The sequence below is a fragment of the Dolichospermum sp. LEGE 00246 genome, assembly GCF_015207865.1.
Classification (GTDB): Bacteria; Cyanobacteriota; Cyanobacteriia; order Cyanobacteriales; family Nostocaceae; genus Dolichospermum; species Dolichospermum heterosporum.
In genome coordinates this window covers 1-13,900 of the sequence record NZ_JADEWA010000099.1, presented here as the reverse complement: position 1 = coordinate 13,900, position 13,900 = coordinate 1, and the positions used below count along the sequence as shown (strand labels likewise).

Sequence of the window (13,900 nt, the reverse complement as noted above, 5' to 3'; positions counted from 1 at the left end):
ACCTCTATTCAATTTGTTATTGTGATTTCTCTTTCTCAAATGCAGTCTTCAGGGTTTTGTGAATTTTAGATTTTAGATTTTAGATTTTGGATTGATAAGTCCAATCTAAAATCCAAAATCCAAAATCCAAAATCATCAGGCTTTCCTGGTGTCTATGGCGCGGTGGAACCACACTGATACCTTCCCGAACTCAGAGGTGAAACGCTGCTGCGGCAACGATAGTTTGGGGGTAGCCCCACGTGAAAATAGCTCGATGCCAGGTTTATTATTCCATACAACAAAGCCTCCTCTATTTATTTAGTGGAGGTTTTGTTTTTTGCTAGATATGATATAGTTGGTAAGCTGTTGTGCAGCTTGATTGTATCATAGGATGTTAACTAAATAAGCGATTCCTACGGAGCGCTTCGCTAGTGTGTTAATTCTGAATCCCTTATCCTATAAGACTTCATGCACAAAATATGTCGTCATATTTTTATGAGAACGTGCCTGGAACAGATGCTTTCGGTGTAAACTACGGTAACACCAATAATTTTCTGGACAATCCCTCCAAAAATACACAGAATTAACACACTAGCTAACCCCTGATAAATAATATCTAACCACACACGAATTACAGCTTTACCTTCATCCAGGGATGCGATCGCTCTATAAATTATCAAAAGTTTCAACACCCCTCCCGGAGTGGGGCGGGTTGAAAGTCACTGTTAACAAATTAATGTCATTTTTAACTAATGTTTCAACACCCCCTCCCGGAGTCGGGCGGGTTGAAAGGATTGAGAATAAAGGCAAAGAAAGATCACTAGAATAGTTTCAACACCCCTCCCGGAGTCGGGCGGGTTGAAAGACAGAGAGTCATATCTTTTCCTTGTTTGATGTATAGTTTCAACACCCCTCCCGGAGTGGGGCGGGTTGAAATGCGTTAGTTCAAAAATACAATAAAATATTTAGGAATGAGGATTAAATAAAGTGCAAATCTTGATGGATGTAATTTAACATTAGGTTAGACGGTCGTTATCAAGAATTGTAAGTTAATAAATCCACATTCCTTAGGTGGGTTGAAAGATCAGTAGGTCGTGAGTTTAACTCTGATAGATTTTTATAATAAACAGAATCCTGATTTTGAGCGTAAAAGACAATTAATTTGGCAATACGGACATCAATTTGTCAACGCGGTCAAATAATTCGGCAAGTGACAGCACAACATCACTATTAACTCAACTATCTGTTTAAAAGTGCGGATAAAAGGACTTGAACCTTCACTCCTTTCGGAACTAGAACCTAAATCTAGCGCGTCTGCCAATTTCGCCATATCCGCATTAATACCTTATGTTAGCACAACAAATTATTTATGGCAATAGGCAAAAGAGTCAAAATTTCAGTCCCAATTTTAAATTAGGGTATGGGATATTGGTGATATTTTCCCATGTCCCTAATAATCTACATCACAGCTACACGAGGTAGACGATGTTTGAAACCACAGAGAATTTCCCAAGAAATGGTATTGAGGCAGTTTGCCCAATCATTAGCGGATATTTGCTCTTTTCCCTGTTCTCCTAGCAAAGTGACTATTTCCCCCTCTTGCAAATCGGGAATGGAACTCACATCTAACATGATTTGGTCCATTGTAATTGCGCCAATTTGCGGTATGCGCTGCCCACGAATTAACACCTGCATTTGGTTAGAAAGACTACGGGGAACTCCGTCGGCATAACCAATACCAACTACAGCCAGACGCATTTCTTTAGAAGCAATAAAATGATGTCCATAACTAACTCCAGTTCCTGCGGCTATGGTTTTAACTTGGGTAACTCTGGCTTTGAGTTGTAAAACCGGTTGCAGTTTGATTTGATTTTGTAAATGAGTGGCAGGATAAAGACCATAAATAGCTAAACCCACCCGCACCATGTCATAGTGCAGTTCTGGATTTGTCAAGGTAGCGGCGGAATTTGCTAAATGCAAACTGGGAATTTTTATCCCTTTAGCTTTAATGTGTGCAGTTGCTTCTGCAAATCTTCTATGCTGTTCTGTCATCACTGTGGTATCAAGACTATCGGCAGTTGCTAGATGAGAATAGATACTGGTAATATTTAAATGGGGTAATCCTTGTACTAACTGGACAAAATCTGCGGCTTGTTGCCAACTAGTGCCTAATCTAGACATTCCTGTATCTAATTTAATATGTACGGGTAAAGAGGAATTATGGTTAATAGTTTCTAAGGTGTTAGAAAATTCTAAAGCTTGTTTAGGGCTACATAGTGTGGGCTGAAGTTGCCAATGGGCGATCGCCTGAATTTGTTCTGGTGTGTTGGTTGCCCCTAAAATCAGAATTGGGGCTTGAATACCATCTTCTCGTAATTGAATACCTTCGGGAACTGTTGCCACACCTAACCAACTAGCACCCGCCTCCAAAGCAGTCCTCGCAACTGTCACCGCCCCATGTCCATAGGCATCAGCTTTGACAACGGCCATTAATTGGGTACATGGTGATAAAAACTTGACCAACTGCTTGACGTTATGAGACAAAGCCCCTAAATCAATTTCTACCCAAGCCCGCTGAGAAAACCAAGCATAAGCATCACATTCCTGATTGTCGGCAAAAATCGGGGTTTGCTTGCGACTTAACATTACACTTTACTCCTATCACACCACCGAAAAGCTGCTCACATCCGTTCTATAAAACTTACCCAAAATCACCAAAGTCTAGACACATCTGGACAGCGATAATCTTAGTGTTTATTTCCTGCTTCATCGCGGTCTTAGAATGACTTCCAATCTTGTTTGCCCGCTCCACAAGCAATCTCGGTAGAACTTACCGTTTCTGACCGTAGTTCCTAAAAAGAACCCCTAGTACCGTAGGGCGTTCGTCAAGAGCCAAAAGTTAAAAGTCAAAACGAAGACAGTATAGGCTTTTGGACGATTTAGAATGGTTGGGTTATTTACGCCGCAGTGTACTAGAAGCCGTATCACCTTAATCAGGAAGTTTAACTTTGATCCGGCGATTTATACAAGATAGTAGTATGAGCAATATTAGTGTATCCGCACACTCGAAAATCTTTTAATTATTAGAAAATAGTTCTTCCTTATCAAATTCATGATAACAGATATAAAATCAAATGTCAACCCCTAAACACTCCTTTATGGCGATTTTTTTGGCAAATTCATGAAAATGTTAATAAATAATAAATTCAGATGTATTTGAATCAAGAACAAAAGTATAAATTATTCTCATATCCCCAGCGGGGTGTATTTGTGTTAATATATGTAAAACTAATACCTTGAGCGCAGATTCATGAGGAAGGTTTTAGTCCTGAACGCCTCTTACGAACCGCTCAACATCACTAGTTGGCGACGTGCCACCGTGTTGTTGATTAAAGGCAAGGCTGAACGCTTAGAATACAACGGTAAATTCCTTTACTCGGATTTTCCGATGCCAACCGTAATTCGGTTGCGTCATTATGTCCGCGTTCCTTATATGGAAATTCCGCTGACTCGGAGGAATATCTTGCATCGTGATAGCCATACTTGTCAATACTGTGGTAACACAGGAGACGGGTTAACTCTCGATCATGTTATGCCAAGATCACGAGGGGGCGAAGATACTTGGGAAAATATTGTTACGGCTTGTGTCCGCTGCAATATCAAGAAAGGCTGTCGTACACCGCAAGAAGCGCGAATGCCCTTGCGTCATTTACCCCGTCAACCTTACAGTAGTCTCTACTTTGAGGTGACAAAGCATCTTAAAAGTGGAATGCACCAGGAGTGGCAAAAGTATGTCATAGGTCTTTGACATCCTACATAATTAACTACAAAAACTCAGGACAAAATTCACCTGTAGATATATCTGATTGACCAAATTGGGTCAATGATGTGACTACAATCAGGTGTTTCACTTGGTTTTGTCCAGTGTTTACTACAGCTTGTGGCAAGTTTCCACCAAGCTGATATTTTCATCTTAATTTTCAGGGGTGGCACTTTATCTGCTAAAAAAACGATATATAGATAGATTTTGTTCTTAACTGATAATTTGTTACAATTATGAGTAGATGATTTGCCACCAAGAAATTGAGAGATCAATTTGGACACAGAATGCCAACAGTAGCACAAGTCAAATAAATATTCAAGATAATTATCAAATTTTTTCATAAAAATCTGCATATTTGTTTAGACAAAGTCACAAATTATGAGGTTGTATATAACTCAAGAGGTACAGCATACTTGAATTTCAGCATTTTTGTAGCACTTTAGTTGGATGCAATAGATCCTTTGCTCGTGCTATTGACAAAAATAAACCGCTTTACACAGTGCCAAAAGAATTAATTTTAGATTTTGCCAAGTTTCATGTAGCTTTATCAGCGCACTACTGCTTGGATTGTATCTGAATGGATAACCCTATTTTCCCCGCTTAGAAATACAGTTAGTTACTTATGTACGTGAATTATCCACCTTCTCAATTTGAAAGTTTATCATTGACCACAGATCCCCATCCAGAGGAATTAGAAATAGAGAAAGAGGTAATTGAACTTCCACCGTTAAACCGGACTTCCTTACCATCCTCTAATGGTGATGGAGGTATCTATTTAGTCCAGCGTGGCAATTCTCTAGCATCTCAAAAATCAGAGGAGTTACAGAAGACGCTGCTTGCACATCGTCATGAACGTCAGTTGGTGATTTTACAGGATTTTCCTGATCCTGATGCTCTTTCTTGTGCTTGGTCTTACCAATTAATTGCCCAACAGTATGATATCAAGTGTGATATTGTTTACGCGGGAACTTTAAGTCATCAGGAAAATATTGCTTTAGTTAAGCTCACTAATTTACCTGCTCAACGTTGGACAATACAAGCTTTAAAAAATAAAAATTTGTCATGCTATCAAGGGTTTGTGTTAATTGACAACCAGGGAACTACGTCTCAATTATTACCAGCCATCCAACAAGCTGGAATTCCCCTGATAGTGCTGGTGGATCATCATAGTTTACAAGGAGAACTCAAATCAGAATTTGTTGATGTTCGTCCTTATGTGCGGGCTACCGCGACAATTTTTACTCAATACTTACAAGCAGGATTATTAACTTTAGATAATAGCATTAGCCAGCACGTTAAATGTGCTACAGCTTTAATGCACGGGTTACGCTCAGATACAAATCGGTTGATGCAGGCACAGGAAGAAGATTTTATGGCTGCTGGGTATTTGAGCAGGTTTTATGATGCTCAGTTACTAAATGCTATTTTGCAAGCAAATCGTTCTAAGCGGGTAATGGATGTGATCGAGCGATCGCTTAAAAACCGCATCGTTCAAAATAACTTTTCTATAGCTGGTGTTGGTTATTTGCGCTATGATGACCGGGATGCAATTCCCCAAGCGGCTGATTTTCTCGTTACTGAGGAAAATGTGCATACAGCAGTAGTTTATGGAATTGTTCATGATGAAGATGACGAATTAGAAGTAGTGATAGGATCTCTGAGAACCACCAAACTGACGTTAGATCCTGATGAATTTATTAAAGAAGCCTTTGGACAAGATAGTGCTGGGCGATTTTTTGGTGGTGGGAGGACGGGTGCTGGAGGCTTTGAAATTCCGATGGGTTTCTTATCTGGTGGTAATGAAAATTCAGCTTATGCCAAAATCAAATGGGAAGTTTTCGACGCACAAATTAAACAGAAACTATTGAAATTGGTAAATCCTAGAGATAATCCAATTCAGTCTTAAGTAGGTGAACACAATAAAACCAAACTGTGTAAAGAAACGTAAAATCGCCCAAACCCTCTTGCCTCTTGCCTTGCCATAACGACAATTTTCAACGCCAACCTACTTAAAACAAATTCAAAGACTTGATTAATTTAGGATTTAGCAATGCTGATTGGTGTGAACTTAAGCTACAGATAGCTTATTTATTTGGCTGACAGACCCGCCTGGAAATTCAGTTCCAGGCTAATATCAAAGAACAGTTGAAACAAGGAGCTATTAAAAGAGCAGAACGTGATTTAGGATTAGTTAAAGAGTGGTTTAATTTGGAAGAAGAAGCGTGTTAAGTAAGGGAAAAATTATCTATCCCCAGCGTGGTGAAATCTACTTGGTTAATTTTGATCCAACTATAGGTTCCCCAAATCAAAAAAAACACGACCAGCTTTAATTTCCTGAGTTTAATCCTTCTAAAAGCATGGTTTGTAATCGTTCGTTTGCTCTCTGTTTAAACTCAGATACCGATGCAAAATATTTTGAGCTTGTTCTAATAATTCTGCTTCTAATTCTCCTAGATGTTGAGTTAAACGAATTTTGTCAAATGTCATTGGTTCAACGCATATCAAAAGACTATCTACAGAAAGTCCGTTTCGCGCTGATGTAGGTACTTCAACTACCGCAGGTGAAATACGGGGGTTATTAGGTTTTGCGGAAGTAAAAGGTAAAACTGTGACTTTGCTGCGTTGGTTATTAAACAAAGTCCCAGAAATTATCAGTGCTGGACGAGTTTTTTGAATTTCTGTACCTACGGATGGGTCAAATGTTACTATCCAGATGCTTCCCATTCGGTAATCGCTATGTTTTGCCATTCACTTTCCCAACCTAATTCTAATTCATCAACCAAAGCGCAAGCTGCCGCTAGTGCTTCATCTCGTTGTTTTTCTTGCCATTGTTTCAAGAGATTTTCAATCAACGCACTACGGTTTTCAACTTTTTGGTCAATATAATTTAGTAGTTCATCTGGCAATGAAATTGAGATTTTAGCCATATCCTACCCACAGTCATACTATAAGTAGTATAGCCTAATTTGATATTTTTAGTCTAGTAGTTTGTGAATCTAGGATTTGATTTAGTTCGGGTGATAATTCTCAGGTGAGGTGAATGTTTCTGTGGTGTATCTGTGATGGTTCTATTGTCTTCTCTTATTTACACGAATTATATGGCATATTGTTTCTCCTCGTTATATTCATGGAGTTTTTCCAAATGCTCCTGAAAAACATAATCTTATGCGCGATATTAAAAGAATAAGAAGAATTTTAAACGAAATAAGGGTTATACGTAACCGTGTATTTCATCATGAACCTGTTTTCAATACTAGAAACTTATCATTTGATGAATTACTGACAACCTACGAAAATGCTAAGAAATTAGGCATTGCTGATTAAGGGTATGAATTTTAGTCTCACGCAAAGGCGCAATCACGCAAAGGTAAGATTTTTAAAGGTTCGATTTGGAAATTTCATACCTCGATTCAGCAACGCCAGAAATTACTAGGTTGGTTAAGTGAAGACGCTTTATGTTTTTTTGAAGAAAATAATCAATTTGAAAAATTGGTAAATTCAATACCATCTAGTATGAGATCACTATCATAATATAATACCCCCATCCAATTAAACATTCAAATGGGGGTAATATCTCTTAATGCACCAACACGATCACAGCGAACTGCTTGCAGCAGTGCTAGTTCCCTCCGGGACGCTCCGCGAACGCGATCGCTCTATTAATTGCTAGTAATGGTTGAGTGAGATGATGTGAACAGATACAGGGTTTTTAATGGTGGCTTATATTGTTGATAACCCACCCTACAGTAATTAAAAAGATATGAAATCAAACAAATGGATTGATAATTCTTACTTTATTCTCTATTAATTGATTATGTTGCATATCTTCTGAGTAAATCATGGAACATTCACTTAATAAAGCTGTAGCTATAATCAAACTATCCCAATAAGAGTAGTTATATTTTGCATTGATTTCTAATGCTTGTATAACTTCTGTTGTGTTAATTGCTTGAACAGGAAAAGTATTCACTATATCTGATATGATTGTAATTGCATCTGTTTTTGATGTGAATTTTTTTCTAGTTAAAACATGAAATAATTCTCCTAAAACCTGAGTGCTAACTAACAGCAATGAAGAATAATTTTTGATGATTTCTGCAACTTTCTGGGATTTTTCTGGCGGATTTTTAGCATAGAGATAAATCCAGAGATTACTATCGAGAAAAATTTTATCTATCATAAATTTCTTCTCGATTAAATTTGTAGTCTGGGGGAAGTGGGAAGGAGTAGTTATTAACTCGCGCTAAGAATTGCTGTATTTTCGATTCTTGATAATCTATTGGTTGTGTAGATTCGCTGGGTTCGAGAATCATAATTTGTATGGTTTTACCTTCTAATTCGGAACTTAGTTTTTCATTCAAAATAAGTTCACCGTTGGTACAGGTTGCTTGGATAATTTGCAGCATTATGAATAACCTTAAATCCTATATAAAATTTTTCGGTATGATCCTATTATAAACTACGCACCGATAATTCTCAGGTGAGGTGAATATTTACATGATCTGCTTGCAGCAGCGCTAGTTCCCTCCGGGACGCTCCGCGAACGCGATCGCTCTACTAATCCCTAGTAATGGTTGAGTGAGATAATGTGAACAGATACAGGGTTTTTGGGTTGTAATTTAGTGTTATTAATATTGTTGGGTTTCCTTGTGTCAACCTAACCTACTTGCTAAGTGAAATTATAGAAAATGCACAAACAAAAAAGCCAACTATAGATACAAAACCTTGTGTAAGGCAAGAATTACCAAAACTTAAACAAAATATGCCTTATTCAAAAGCTAGGGAGATGTTATTAGAAGCAGGTTGGCAAGCAGTATTTAATAGAGAAATCTTAAACTCTGAAAGAAGCGCACCAGTAAATTATTTTTTTACTAAAAAAGAGTATACAGAAATTCAAGATTGTGCTGGCTCAGGTTTAGGTCTTTGCTATTTTCGGTTTGAAAGTGCTTATGGAGAAATTTTGTATGTGTTAAAGTTCTTTAGATTTCACTATTTTCAACAATTATTTTGCAGAACGCAGATAAACGCAGATAAACGCGGATAAATGCAGATAAATGCAGATAGATTTAGAAATTACGGACAACACGCCTTATTTCTACTTTGGGATTACCAAAATTAATTAATAGACATAGAGTAAGTCCAGTTGTTTTAAGATAATTCATACATTGGGCAAAATGCTTACTATCCAGTGCTGTTACTGCCTTTAACTCCACAATAATAGCGTTTTCCACCAACAAATCAGCCCTATAATTACCCACAATTATACCGTCATACCAAACTTCCAGCATTTTTTGCTGCTCAACCAACAAACCAGTTTTCCGTAACTCATACACTAACGCATTTTCATAAACCGCCTCCAAAAAACCAACCCCCAAAGTATTACCCACCTTAAAAGCACATCCAATAATCTTTTCCGTAACCCCATTCAAATCCAATCTGCGTTCATCTGCGTTCATCTGCGTTCTAATTAATGCACCAACTCAATAGCCCGCTTAGTCAACGCTTCCGCAGTCAAGCCATTAAAAGCCATCAACTCACCCGCACTGGCCGTAGTTTCCCCACGCTTCCAGGCAAAAGAATCACGCTGAGAATTACTGCGTAACATGATCGGTTCTAACATCGCCGCAGCACGACCTACAATTATCCTGTAATTTCAAAAGCGGTTATTTAGTTTAATAAAATTCTTACCCTGGGGTCGGGAACTCTATATTATGGCAGTTTTTGTCATTTTCTGCCATGATAACGGTGATGATTATTTGTAAAGTATTGTAAATACTAATCAATGAGTTTTCAAAATTAATAGTTCGGGTGATATTTGCTTATGTATCTGTGATGGTTCTATTGTCTTCTCTTATTTACATGATAGCTTGTGATGCTTGGGTGAGATAATGTAAACAGATACAGGGTAAGGTTTTCAGGTGCGAACTGCTTGCAGCAGCGCTAGTTCCCTCCGGGACGCTCCGCGATCGCTATCGCCCCAGTAATCCCTCATGATGGTTGGATGAGATAATGTGAACAGATACAGGGTTTTTCAATTACGGATCGCCCTAAACATCCCTAGTAATGGTTGAGTGAAATAATGTGAACAGATACAGAGTTTTTGGGTTCTAATTTAGTATTATTAATGGTGGGTTATGTTGTATGCTGAGTATCATTAAATTTTGCGTTTCCCCTGCCTAGTTGCTAATGATGAGTTAAAATAAAAATATTGTCTACTCAAATAGGAAGATTTATGGAGAACTTACTACCTCAAAACATTTTACAATTAACTATTGCGGAAAGAATCCAATTAGTCCAAGATATTTGGGATAGTATCACTGTAGATGCTGATAATGTAACTATTAGTGATGCTCAAAAAAAGGAATTGGAGAGACGGTTAGAACTTTATTATCAAAATCCTCATCAAGTTTCTAGCTGGGAGGAAGTGAAACAAAAATTTAATCGTTAGTTAATATATGACTTACAAAATTTTCATTACACCAGAAGCAGAACTTGATTTAGAGGATGCTTATAATTGGTATGAACAGCATACTTTTGGATTAGGTTCTGAATTTATTCGTGTTGTTGATGCTAGTTTTTCAACTATTCAACGTAATCCTTTTGCTTGTCCAATTGTTCACGAACAAGTTAGAAAAAAGTTAATTCGCAAGTTTCCCTATGGATTACTTTACATTATTATAGATGAAACAATTTCTATTATTGGTTGTTTTCATGTTAAACGTGATCCGCAACAATGGGAAAGGCGTTTATAAGATTTAATTCAGGTGATAATTCGCTCTACTAATCCCTAGTAATGGTTAGGTGAGATAATGTAAACAGATATAGGGTAGGGTTTTCAGGTGCGAACTGCTTGCAGCAGCGCTAGTTCCCTCCGGGACGCTCCGCGAACGCTATCGCCCCAGTAATCCCTAGTAATGGTTGAGTGAGATAATGTAAACAGATACAGGGTTTTTAGGTTATAATTTACTGTTATTAATGATGGGTATTGCTGGGTTTCCTTGTGTCAACCCAACCTACGCATTAATTTTTATTTTCATGAAACTAGTTCATCAATTTTTGCTGTTTCGTGATTTTTCTGATTTTGATAAAATTCTTCAAACAAAGTAAAAAATCTATCTACTGCGCTTTTTTCATCGGCTGAATGGAAAAGAAGAATACTTGACCATAATTGACCTGTTTCTACATTGAATTTGTGTCTTATCCACTGCAAAAAAGTTTGAAATTCTGTTTCTTCTGCTGTTAAGGGAATACCAATTTCTCGACGGGCAAAATAGTATCCATCTAAAAATGCTTGGAGGCTAAAAATAGAATTTTTACCTAAATACATTGCAGGTCTTTTTTTGATCTTTTGCAGTAAGTTGTAGAGATTATCCATGTTTAACTCACTAAATTTCTAGGTTAAAAGTAAGTTTCTTTGATTTGAAACTCTAATCCTACATCTAATATAGGTGAATAGAGATTCTGTATCCAGTTTAATCGGGCAATGCCTTGATGGTGAATATTGTCAAAAACAAGTTCTACGTTATTTATCTCTATTATAACACCTTCATGATGACCTGTGCTGGCAATCAATTCTCCAATACTATCATCATAAATTCTGCCATAAATTGGATCTTGAGAATTTGTATTTATTTTAATATGCTTACCATGAATACTTTGTCTGATTAAAAATTCTTTGATTGCTCTAGCGCAGGGAATACAATCAAATATTCCGTAACTACTGGCAATTGCTATAATTTATTGATAGATGATATCCTCTTTATTCAAAATTACTCCCGTTGTCAAATTTTAATATTTCTACCCTGATTACTATTGATTGATAGTTAAGGGAGTATTAAGTTATTTTTTACATTTTAAACTAGAAGAAGCACAAAATAGGATTTGAGTAAGGATTCAGGTGGTGAGGTGAATATTTACACGATCACAGCGAACTGCTTGCAGCAGCGCTAGTTCCCTCCGGGACGCTCCGCGATCGCTCTAGTAATCCCTAGTCATAGTTGAGTGAGATAATGTGAACAGATACAGGGTTTTTATAGACTAATTCGCCATCATTTGATATAATGTAGAACGACAATCACATTATGATAAGAACCATGTCACAAACTGGATTAAATCTATTCATTCCGATGGAGTTATTGATTAACTCTTTAAATGCGCTAAGTTTATCAGAAAAACGAAAGATTTCACAACTTCTTAATGAAGCGATCGCTGATGCTGAAGAGGAAAATTGGCAAGAAGATGAAGAAACTAAAAAAGAAATTCAATTAGTCCGTGATGAATATGCGAATGGTAGTTATAGTAAATTTAGTAATATCAAAGAACAGTTAAAACAAGGAGCTATTAAAAGAGCAGAACGTGATTTAGGATTAGTTGAAGAGTGGTTTAATTTGGAAGAGGAAGCGTGTTAAGTAAGGGAAAAATAATCTATCCCCAACGTGGTGAAATCTACTTGGTTAATTTTGATCCAACTATCGGTTCAGAAATCAGAAAAACACGACCAGCTTTAATTTTACAAAATGACGTTTCTAATCAATATAGTCCTGTAACTATTGTAGCTGCTCTTACTTCTCAGTTTACAGAACCTTTGTATCCTACTGAAGTGCTAATTAAAGTACCAGAAGGAGGTTTACAGGTTGATTCTGTTGCACTTCTTAATCAAATTCGTTCTATTGATAAACAACGATTAATTAAACGGTTGGGCGTTCTGGAATCAGTCACAATGGAACAGGTAGATAGAGCAATTCAGATTAGTCTAGGTTTAGTGAATTTAACATAAATGAATATTTCCAGGTGTATCTGTGATGGTTCTATTGTCTTCTCTTATTCACATGATCGCCCTAATCCCTAGTAATGATTGAGTGAGATAACGTAAACAGATACAGGGTTTTTGAGTTTTAATAAGTGCGTTATTAATAGTGGGTTATTTTGTTATTAACCCACTGAAAATATTACTTATTTTCTAAAAATTCATCTACGGTAATTCATGCTTGTCTAATTAAACTGATTATTAATATATCTAATTTTCTTGGCCAGTTGTTTGAGGATTTGATTTAGTTCTGGTAGTGAGGTGAATATTTACACGATCGCAGCGAACTGCTTGCAGCAGCGCTAGTTCCCTCCGGGACGCTCCGCGAACGCTATCGCCCTAAACATCCCTACATCCCTAGTAATAGTTGAGTGAGATAATGTGAACAGATACAGGGTAAGGTTTTTGGACTGCGAATCGCCCCACTAATTCCCAGTAATAGTTGAGTAAAATAATGTAAACGCCATCAACTCACCCGCACTAGCCGTAGTTTCCCCACGCTTCCAGGCGAAAGAATCACGCTGAGAATTACTGCGTAACATGATTGGTTCTAACATCGCCGCAGCACGACCTACAATTATCCTATAACTTTAAAAGCGGTTATTTAGTTTAATAAAATTCTTACCTTGGGGTCGGGAACTCTAAATTGTGATCAAGCCTAATTCTCGCTCGTTCACGTTTTGAAGGCCGTACCTAACTCTTTGTTCCAAGGAGTACCCAAGGTTTACATATTCATAGTATCTAAGATTTACAGGTTTGTCAAGTCTTTAAAATAAATATTTCAAATTTCCGTAACTCTAAGTTATATACTCATCTTTAACGCATCTGTCTTATGACATAATTAATACTGAAATTTTTAACATGATTAACCCTACTACTTATGATAATCTTTGTATTATTTTTTCTGAATCACGCCTTTCAACGTATTTGAGTGCGACCAATGAAGATAAGATAGAAGCCTTGAAACTATATACACTGAATATGAGTTTATCAGAATCTCTATATTCATTCCTATGTGTATTTGAAATAGCTTTACGAAATCGTATTAGTAATGTAGTTGTTAAAGAATTTGGGGATAATTGGTTTGAGGAAAAAGCAGGTAAGTGGTTAAATGGAAAAGCTGCAACGGAATGGCACGACAAAAATGCTAATACTCAAAGAGCAAGATTATTAAAGATGAATAGAAATTCTATATCCAGTTAGATTAATTAATAGCAACAGAAGACTCAATAACTGATGACAAGAAACCCTTGATTTCTTGTATTAATGGATGTTGTTGCAATATCTTAATT

Annotated in this window: 18 protein-coding genes, 1 tRNA gene and 1 rRNA gene; 9 read left to right on the top strand and 11 right to left on the bottom strand. The window is 37.0% G+C overall.

Annotated elements, in window-relative coordinates:
• The first annotated feature begins 144 nt into the window (after window positions 1-144).
• Window positions 145-262: ribosomal RNA gene (rrf, locus tag IQ228_RS09435) — 5S ribosomal RNA — on the top strand.
• Window positions 263-464: 202 nt separating this feature from the next.
• Here rrf and IQ228_RS26550 read toward each other — a convergent pair.
• From IQ228_RS26550 to alr, 3 genes are all read right to left on the bottom strand, one after another.
• Window positions 465-668: a hypothetical protein gene (locus tag IQ228_RS26550; RefSeq protein WP_228043782.1), complete on the bottom strand. Its 204-nt coding sequence runs from the start codon at window positions 666-668 to the stop codon at window positions 465-467.
• A 565-nt stretch (window positions 669-1,233) separates the two neighbouring features.
• A tRNA-Leu gene (locus IQ228_RS09425) sits at window positions 1,234-1,315 on the bottom strand.
• Window positions 1,316-1,437: 122 nt separating this feature from the next.
• Complete coding sequence (gene alr, locus IQ228_RS09420) at window positions 1,438-2,625, bottom strand: alanine racemase (protein WP_027401144.1); 1,188 nt, start codon at window positions 2,623-2,625, stop codon at window positions 1,438-1,440.
• A 664-nt stretch (window positions 2,626-3,289) separates the two neighbouring features.
• Here alr and IQ228_RS09415 point away from each other — a divergent pair.
• Both IQ228_RS09415 and IQ228_RS09410 read left to right on the top strand, forming a co-directional pair.
• The gene (locus IQ228_RS09415; protein ID WP_027401145.1) at window positions 3,290-3,787 is read left to right on the top strand and encodes an HNH endonuclease; all 498 of its coding nucleotides are present in this window, start codon (window positions 3,290-3,292) and stop codon (window positions 3,785-3,787) included.
• A gap of 637 nt (window positions 3,788-4,424) precedes the next feature.
• On the top strand, window positions 4,425-5,708 hold the full coding sequence (locus IQ228_RS09410) for a bifunctional oligoribonuclease/PAP phosphatase NrnA (protein ID WP_027401147.1): 1,284 nt from the start codon (window positions 4,425-4,427) through the stop codon (window positions 5,706-5,708).
• Window positions 5,709-6,151: 443 nt separating this feature from the next.
• Here IQ228_RS09410 and IQ228_RS09405 read toward each other — a convergent pair whose 3' ends face one another.
• From IQ228_RS09405 to IQ228_RS09390, 4 genes are all read right to left on the bottom strand, one after another.
• Window positions 6,152-6,550 (bottom strand): type II toxin-antitoxin system PemK/MazF family toxin, encoded by a 399-nt coding sequence (locus IQ228_RS09405; RefSeq protein ID WP_228043781.1) that lies wholly within the window; start codon window positions 6,548-6,550, stop codon window positions 6,152-6,154.
• Window positions 6,508-6,729, bottom strand: coding sequence for a ribbon-helix-helix domain-containing protein (locus IQ228_RS09400; protein WP_027401148.1), 222 nt, complete (start codon window positions 6,727-6,729; stop codon window positions 6,508-6,510). Before IQ228_RS09400 ends, IQ228_RS09405 begins: the two co-directional genes overlap by 43 nt.
• A gap of 839 nt (window positions 6,730-7,568) precedes the next feature.
• Complete coding sequence (locus IQ228_RS09395; RefSeq protein WP_027401149.1) at window positions 7,569-7,982, bottom strand: PIN domain-containing protein; 414 nt, start codon at window positions 7,980-7,982, stop codon at window positions 7,569-7,571.
• The gene (locus IQ228_RS09390) at window positions 7,972-8,208 is read right to left on the bottom strand and encodes a hypothetical protein (protein ID WP_027401150.1); all 237 of its coding nucleotides are present in this window, start codon (window positions 8,206-8,208) and stop codon (window positions 7,972-7,974) included. The genes IQ228_RS09395 and IQ228_RS09390 overlap by 11 nt, the downstream gene beginning before the upstream one ends.
• 260 nt (window positions 8,209-8,468) lie before the next feature.
• Here IQ228_RS09390 and IQ228_RS09385 point away from each other — a divergent pair, with 260 nt between their 5' ends.
• Entirely contained in the window at window positions 8,469-8,846 is a 378-nt protein-coding gene (locus IQ228_RS09385) for a hypothetical protein (protein ID WP_193962720.1), read from the top strand.
• A gap of 22 nt (window positions 8,847-8,868) precedes the next feature.
• On the opposite strand, the gene IQ228_RS09380 is transcribed toward IQ228_RS09385, so the two are convergent.
• Complete coding sequence (locus tag IQ228_RS09380; protein ID WP_027401151.1) at window positions 8,869-9,258, bottom strand: GxxExxY protein; 390 nt, start codon at window positions 9,256-9,258, stop codon at window positions 8,869-8,871.
• An 11-nt stretch (window positions 9,259-9,269) separates the two neighbouring features.
• On the bottom strand, window positions 9,270-9,422 hold the full coding sequence (locus IQ228_RS09375) for a hypothetical protein (RefSeq protein WP_160170592.1): 153 nt from the start codon (window positions 9,420-9,422) through the stop codon (window positions 9,270-9,272).
• A gap of 588 nt (window positions 9,423-10,010) precedes the next feature.
• Between IQ228_RS09375 and IQ228_RS09370 the strand changes: the two genes are divergently transcribed.
• Entirely contained in the window at window positions 10,011-10,250 is a 240-nt protein-coding gene (locus IQ228_RS09370; RefSeq protein WP_370566862.1) for an addiction module protein, read from the top strand.
• 7 nt (window positions 10,251-10,257) lie between these two features.
• Window positions 10,258-10,554: a type II toxin-antitoxin system RelE/ParE family toxin gene (locus IQ228_RS09365; RefSeq protein WP_193962719.1), complete on the top strand. Its 297-nt coding sequence runs from the start codon at window positions 10,258-10,260 to the stop codon at window positions 10,552-10,554.
• A gap of 281 nt (window positions 10,555-10,835) precedes the next feature.
• Here IQ228_RS09365 and IQ228_RS09360 read toward each other — a convergent pair whose 3' ends face one another.
• Window positions 10,836-11,177, bottom strand: a complete 342-nt coding sequence (locus IQ228_RS09360; protein WP_168491950.1) for a hypothetical protein — start codon at window positions 11,175-11,177, stop codon at window positions 10,836-10,838.
• 23 nt (window positions 11,178-11,200) lie between these two features.
• Complete coding sequence (locus IQ228_RS27400; protein ID WP_370566864.1) at window positions 11,201-11,530, bottom strand: papain fold toxin domain-containing protein; 330 nt, start codon at window positions 11,528-11,530, stop codon at window positions 11,201-11,203.
• Between the two features lie 365 nt (window positions 11,531-11,895).
• Between IQ228_RS27400 and IQ228_RS09350 the strand changes: the two genes are divergently transcribed.
• The 3 genes from IQ228_RS09350 to IQ228_RS09340 all read left to right on the top strand — a co-directional run bounded on the left by IQ228_RS09350 (window position 11,896) and on the right by IQ228_RS09340 (window position 13,811).
• Window positions 11,896-12,210, top strand: coding sequence for a hypothetical protein (locus IQ228_RS09350; RefSeq protein ID WP_228043780.1), 315 nt, complete (start codon window positions 11,896-11,898; stop codon window positions 12,208-12,210).
• A complete protein-coding gene (locus IQ228_RS09345) occupies window positions 12,204-12,578 on the top strand; it encodes a type II toxin-antitoxin system PemK/MazF family toxin (protein WP_027401154.1) in 375 nt (124 codons plus the stop codon). The genes IQ228_RS09350 and IQ228_RS09345 overlap by 7 nt, the downstream gene beginning before the upstream one ends.
• Window positions 12,579-13,589: 1,011 nt before the next feature.
• The gene (locus IQ228_RS09340; RefSeq protein WP_228043779.1) at window positions 13,590-13,811 is read left to right on the top strand and encodes a hypothetical protein; all 222 of its coding nucleotides are present in this window, start codon (window positions 13,590-13,592) and stop codon (window positions 13,809-13,811) included.
• Window positions 13,812-13,900 lie beyond the last annotated feature (89 nt).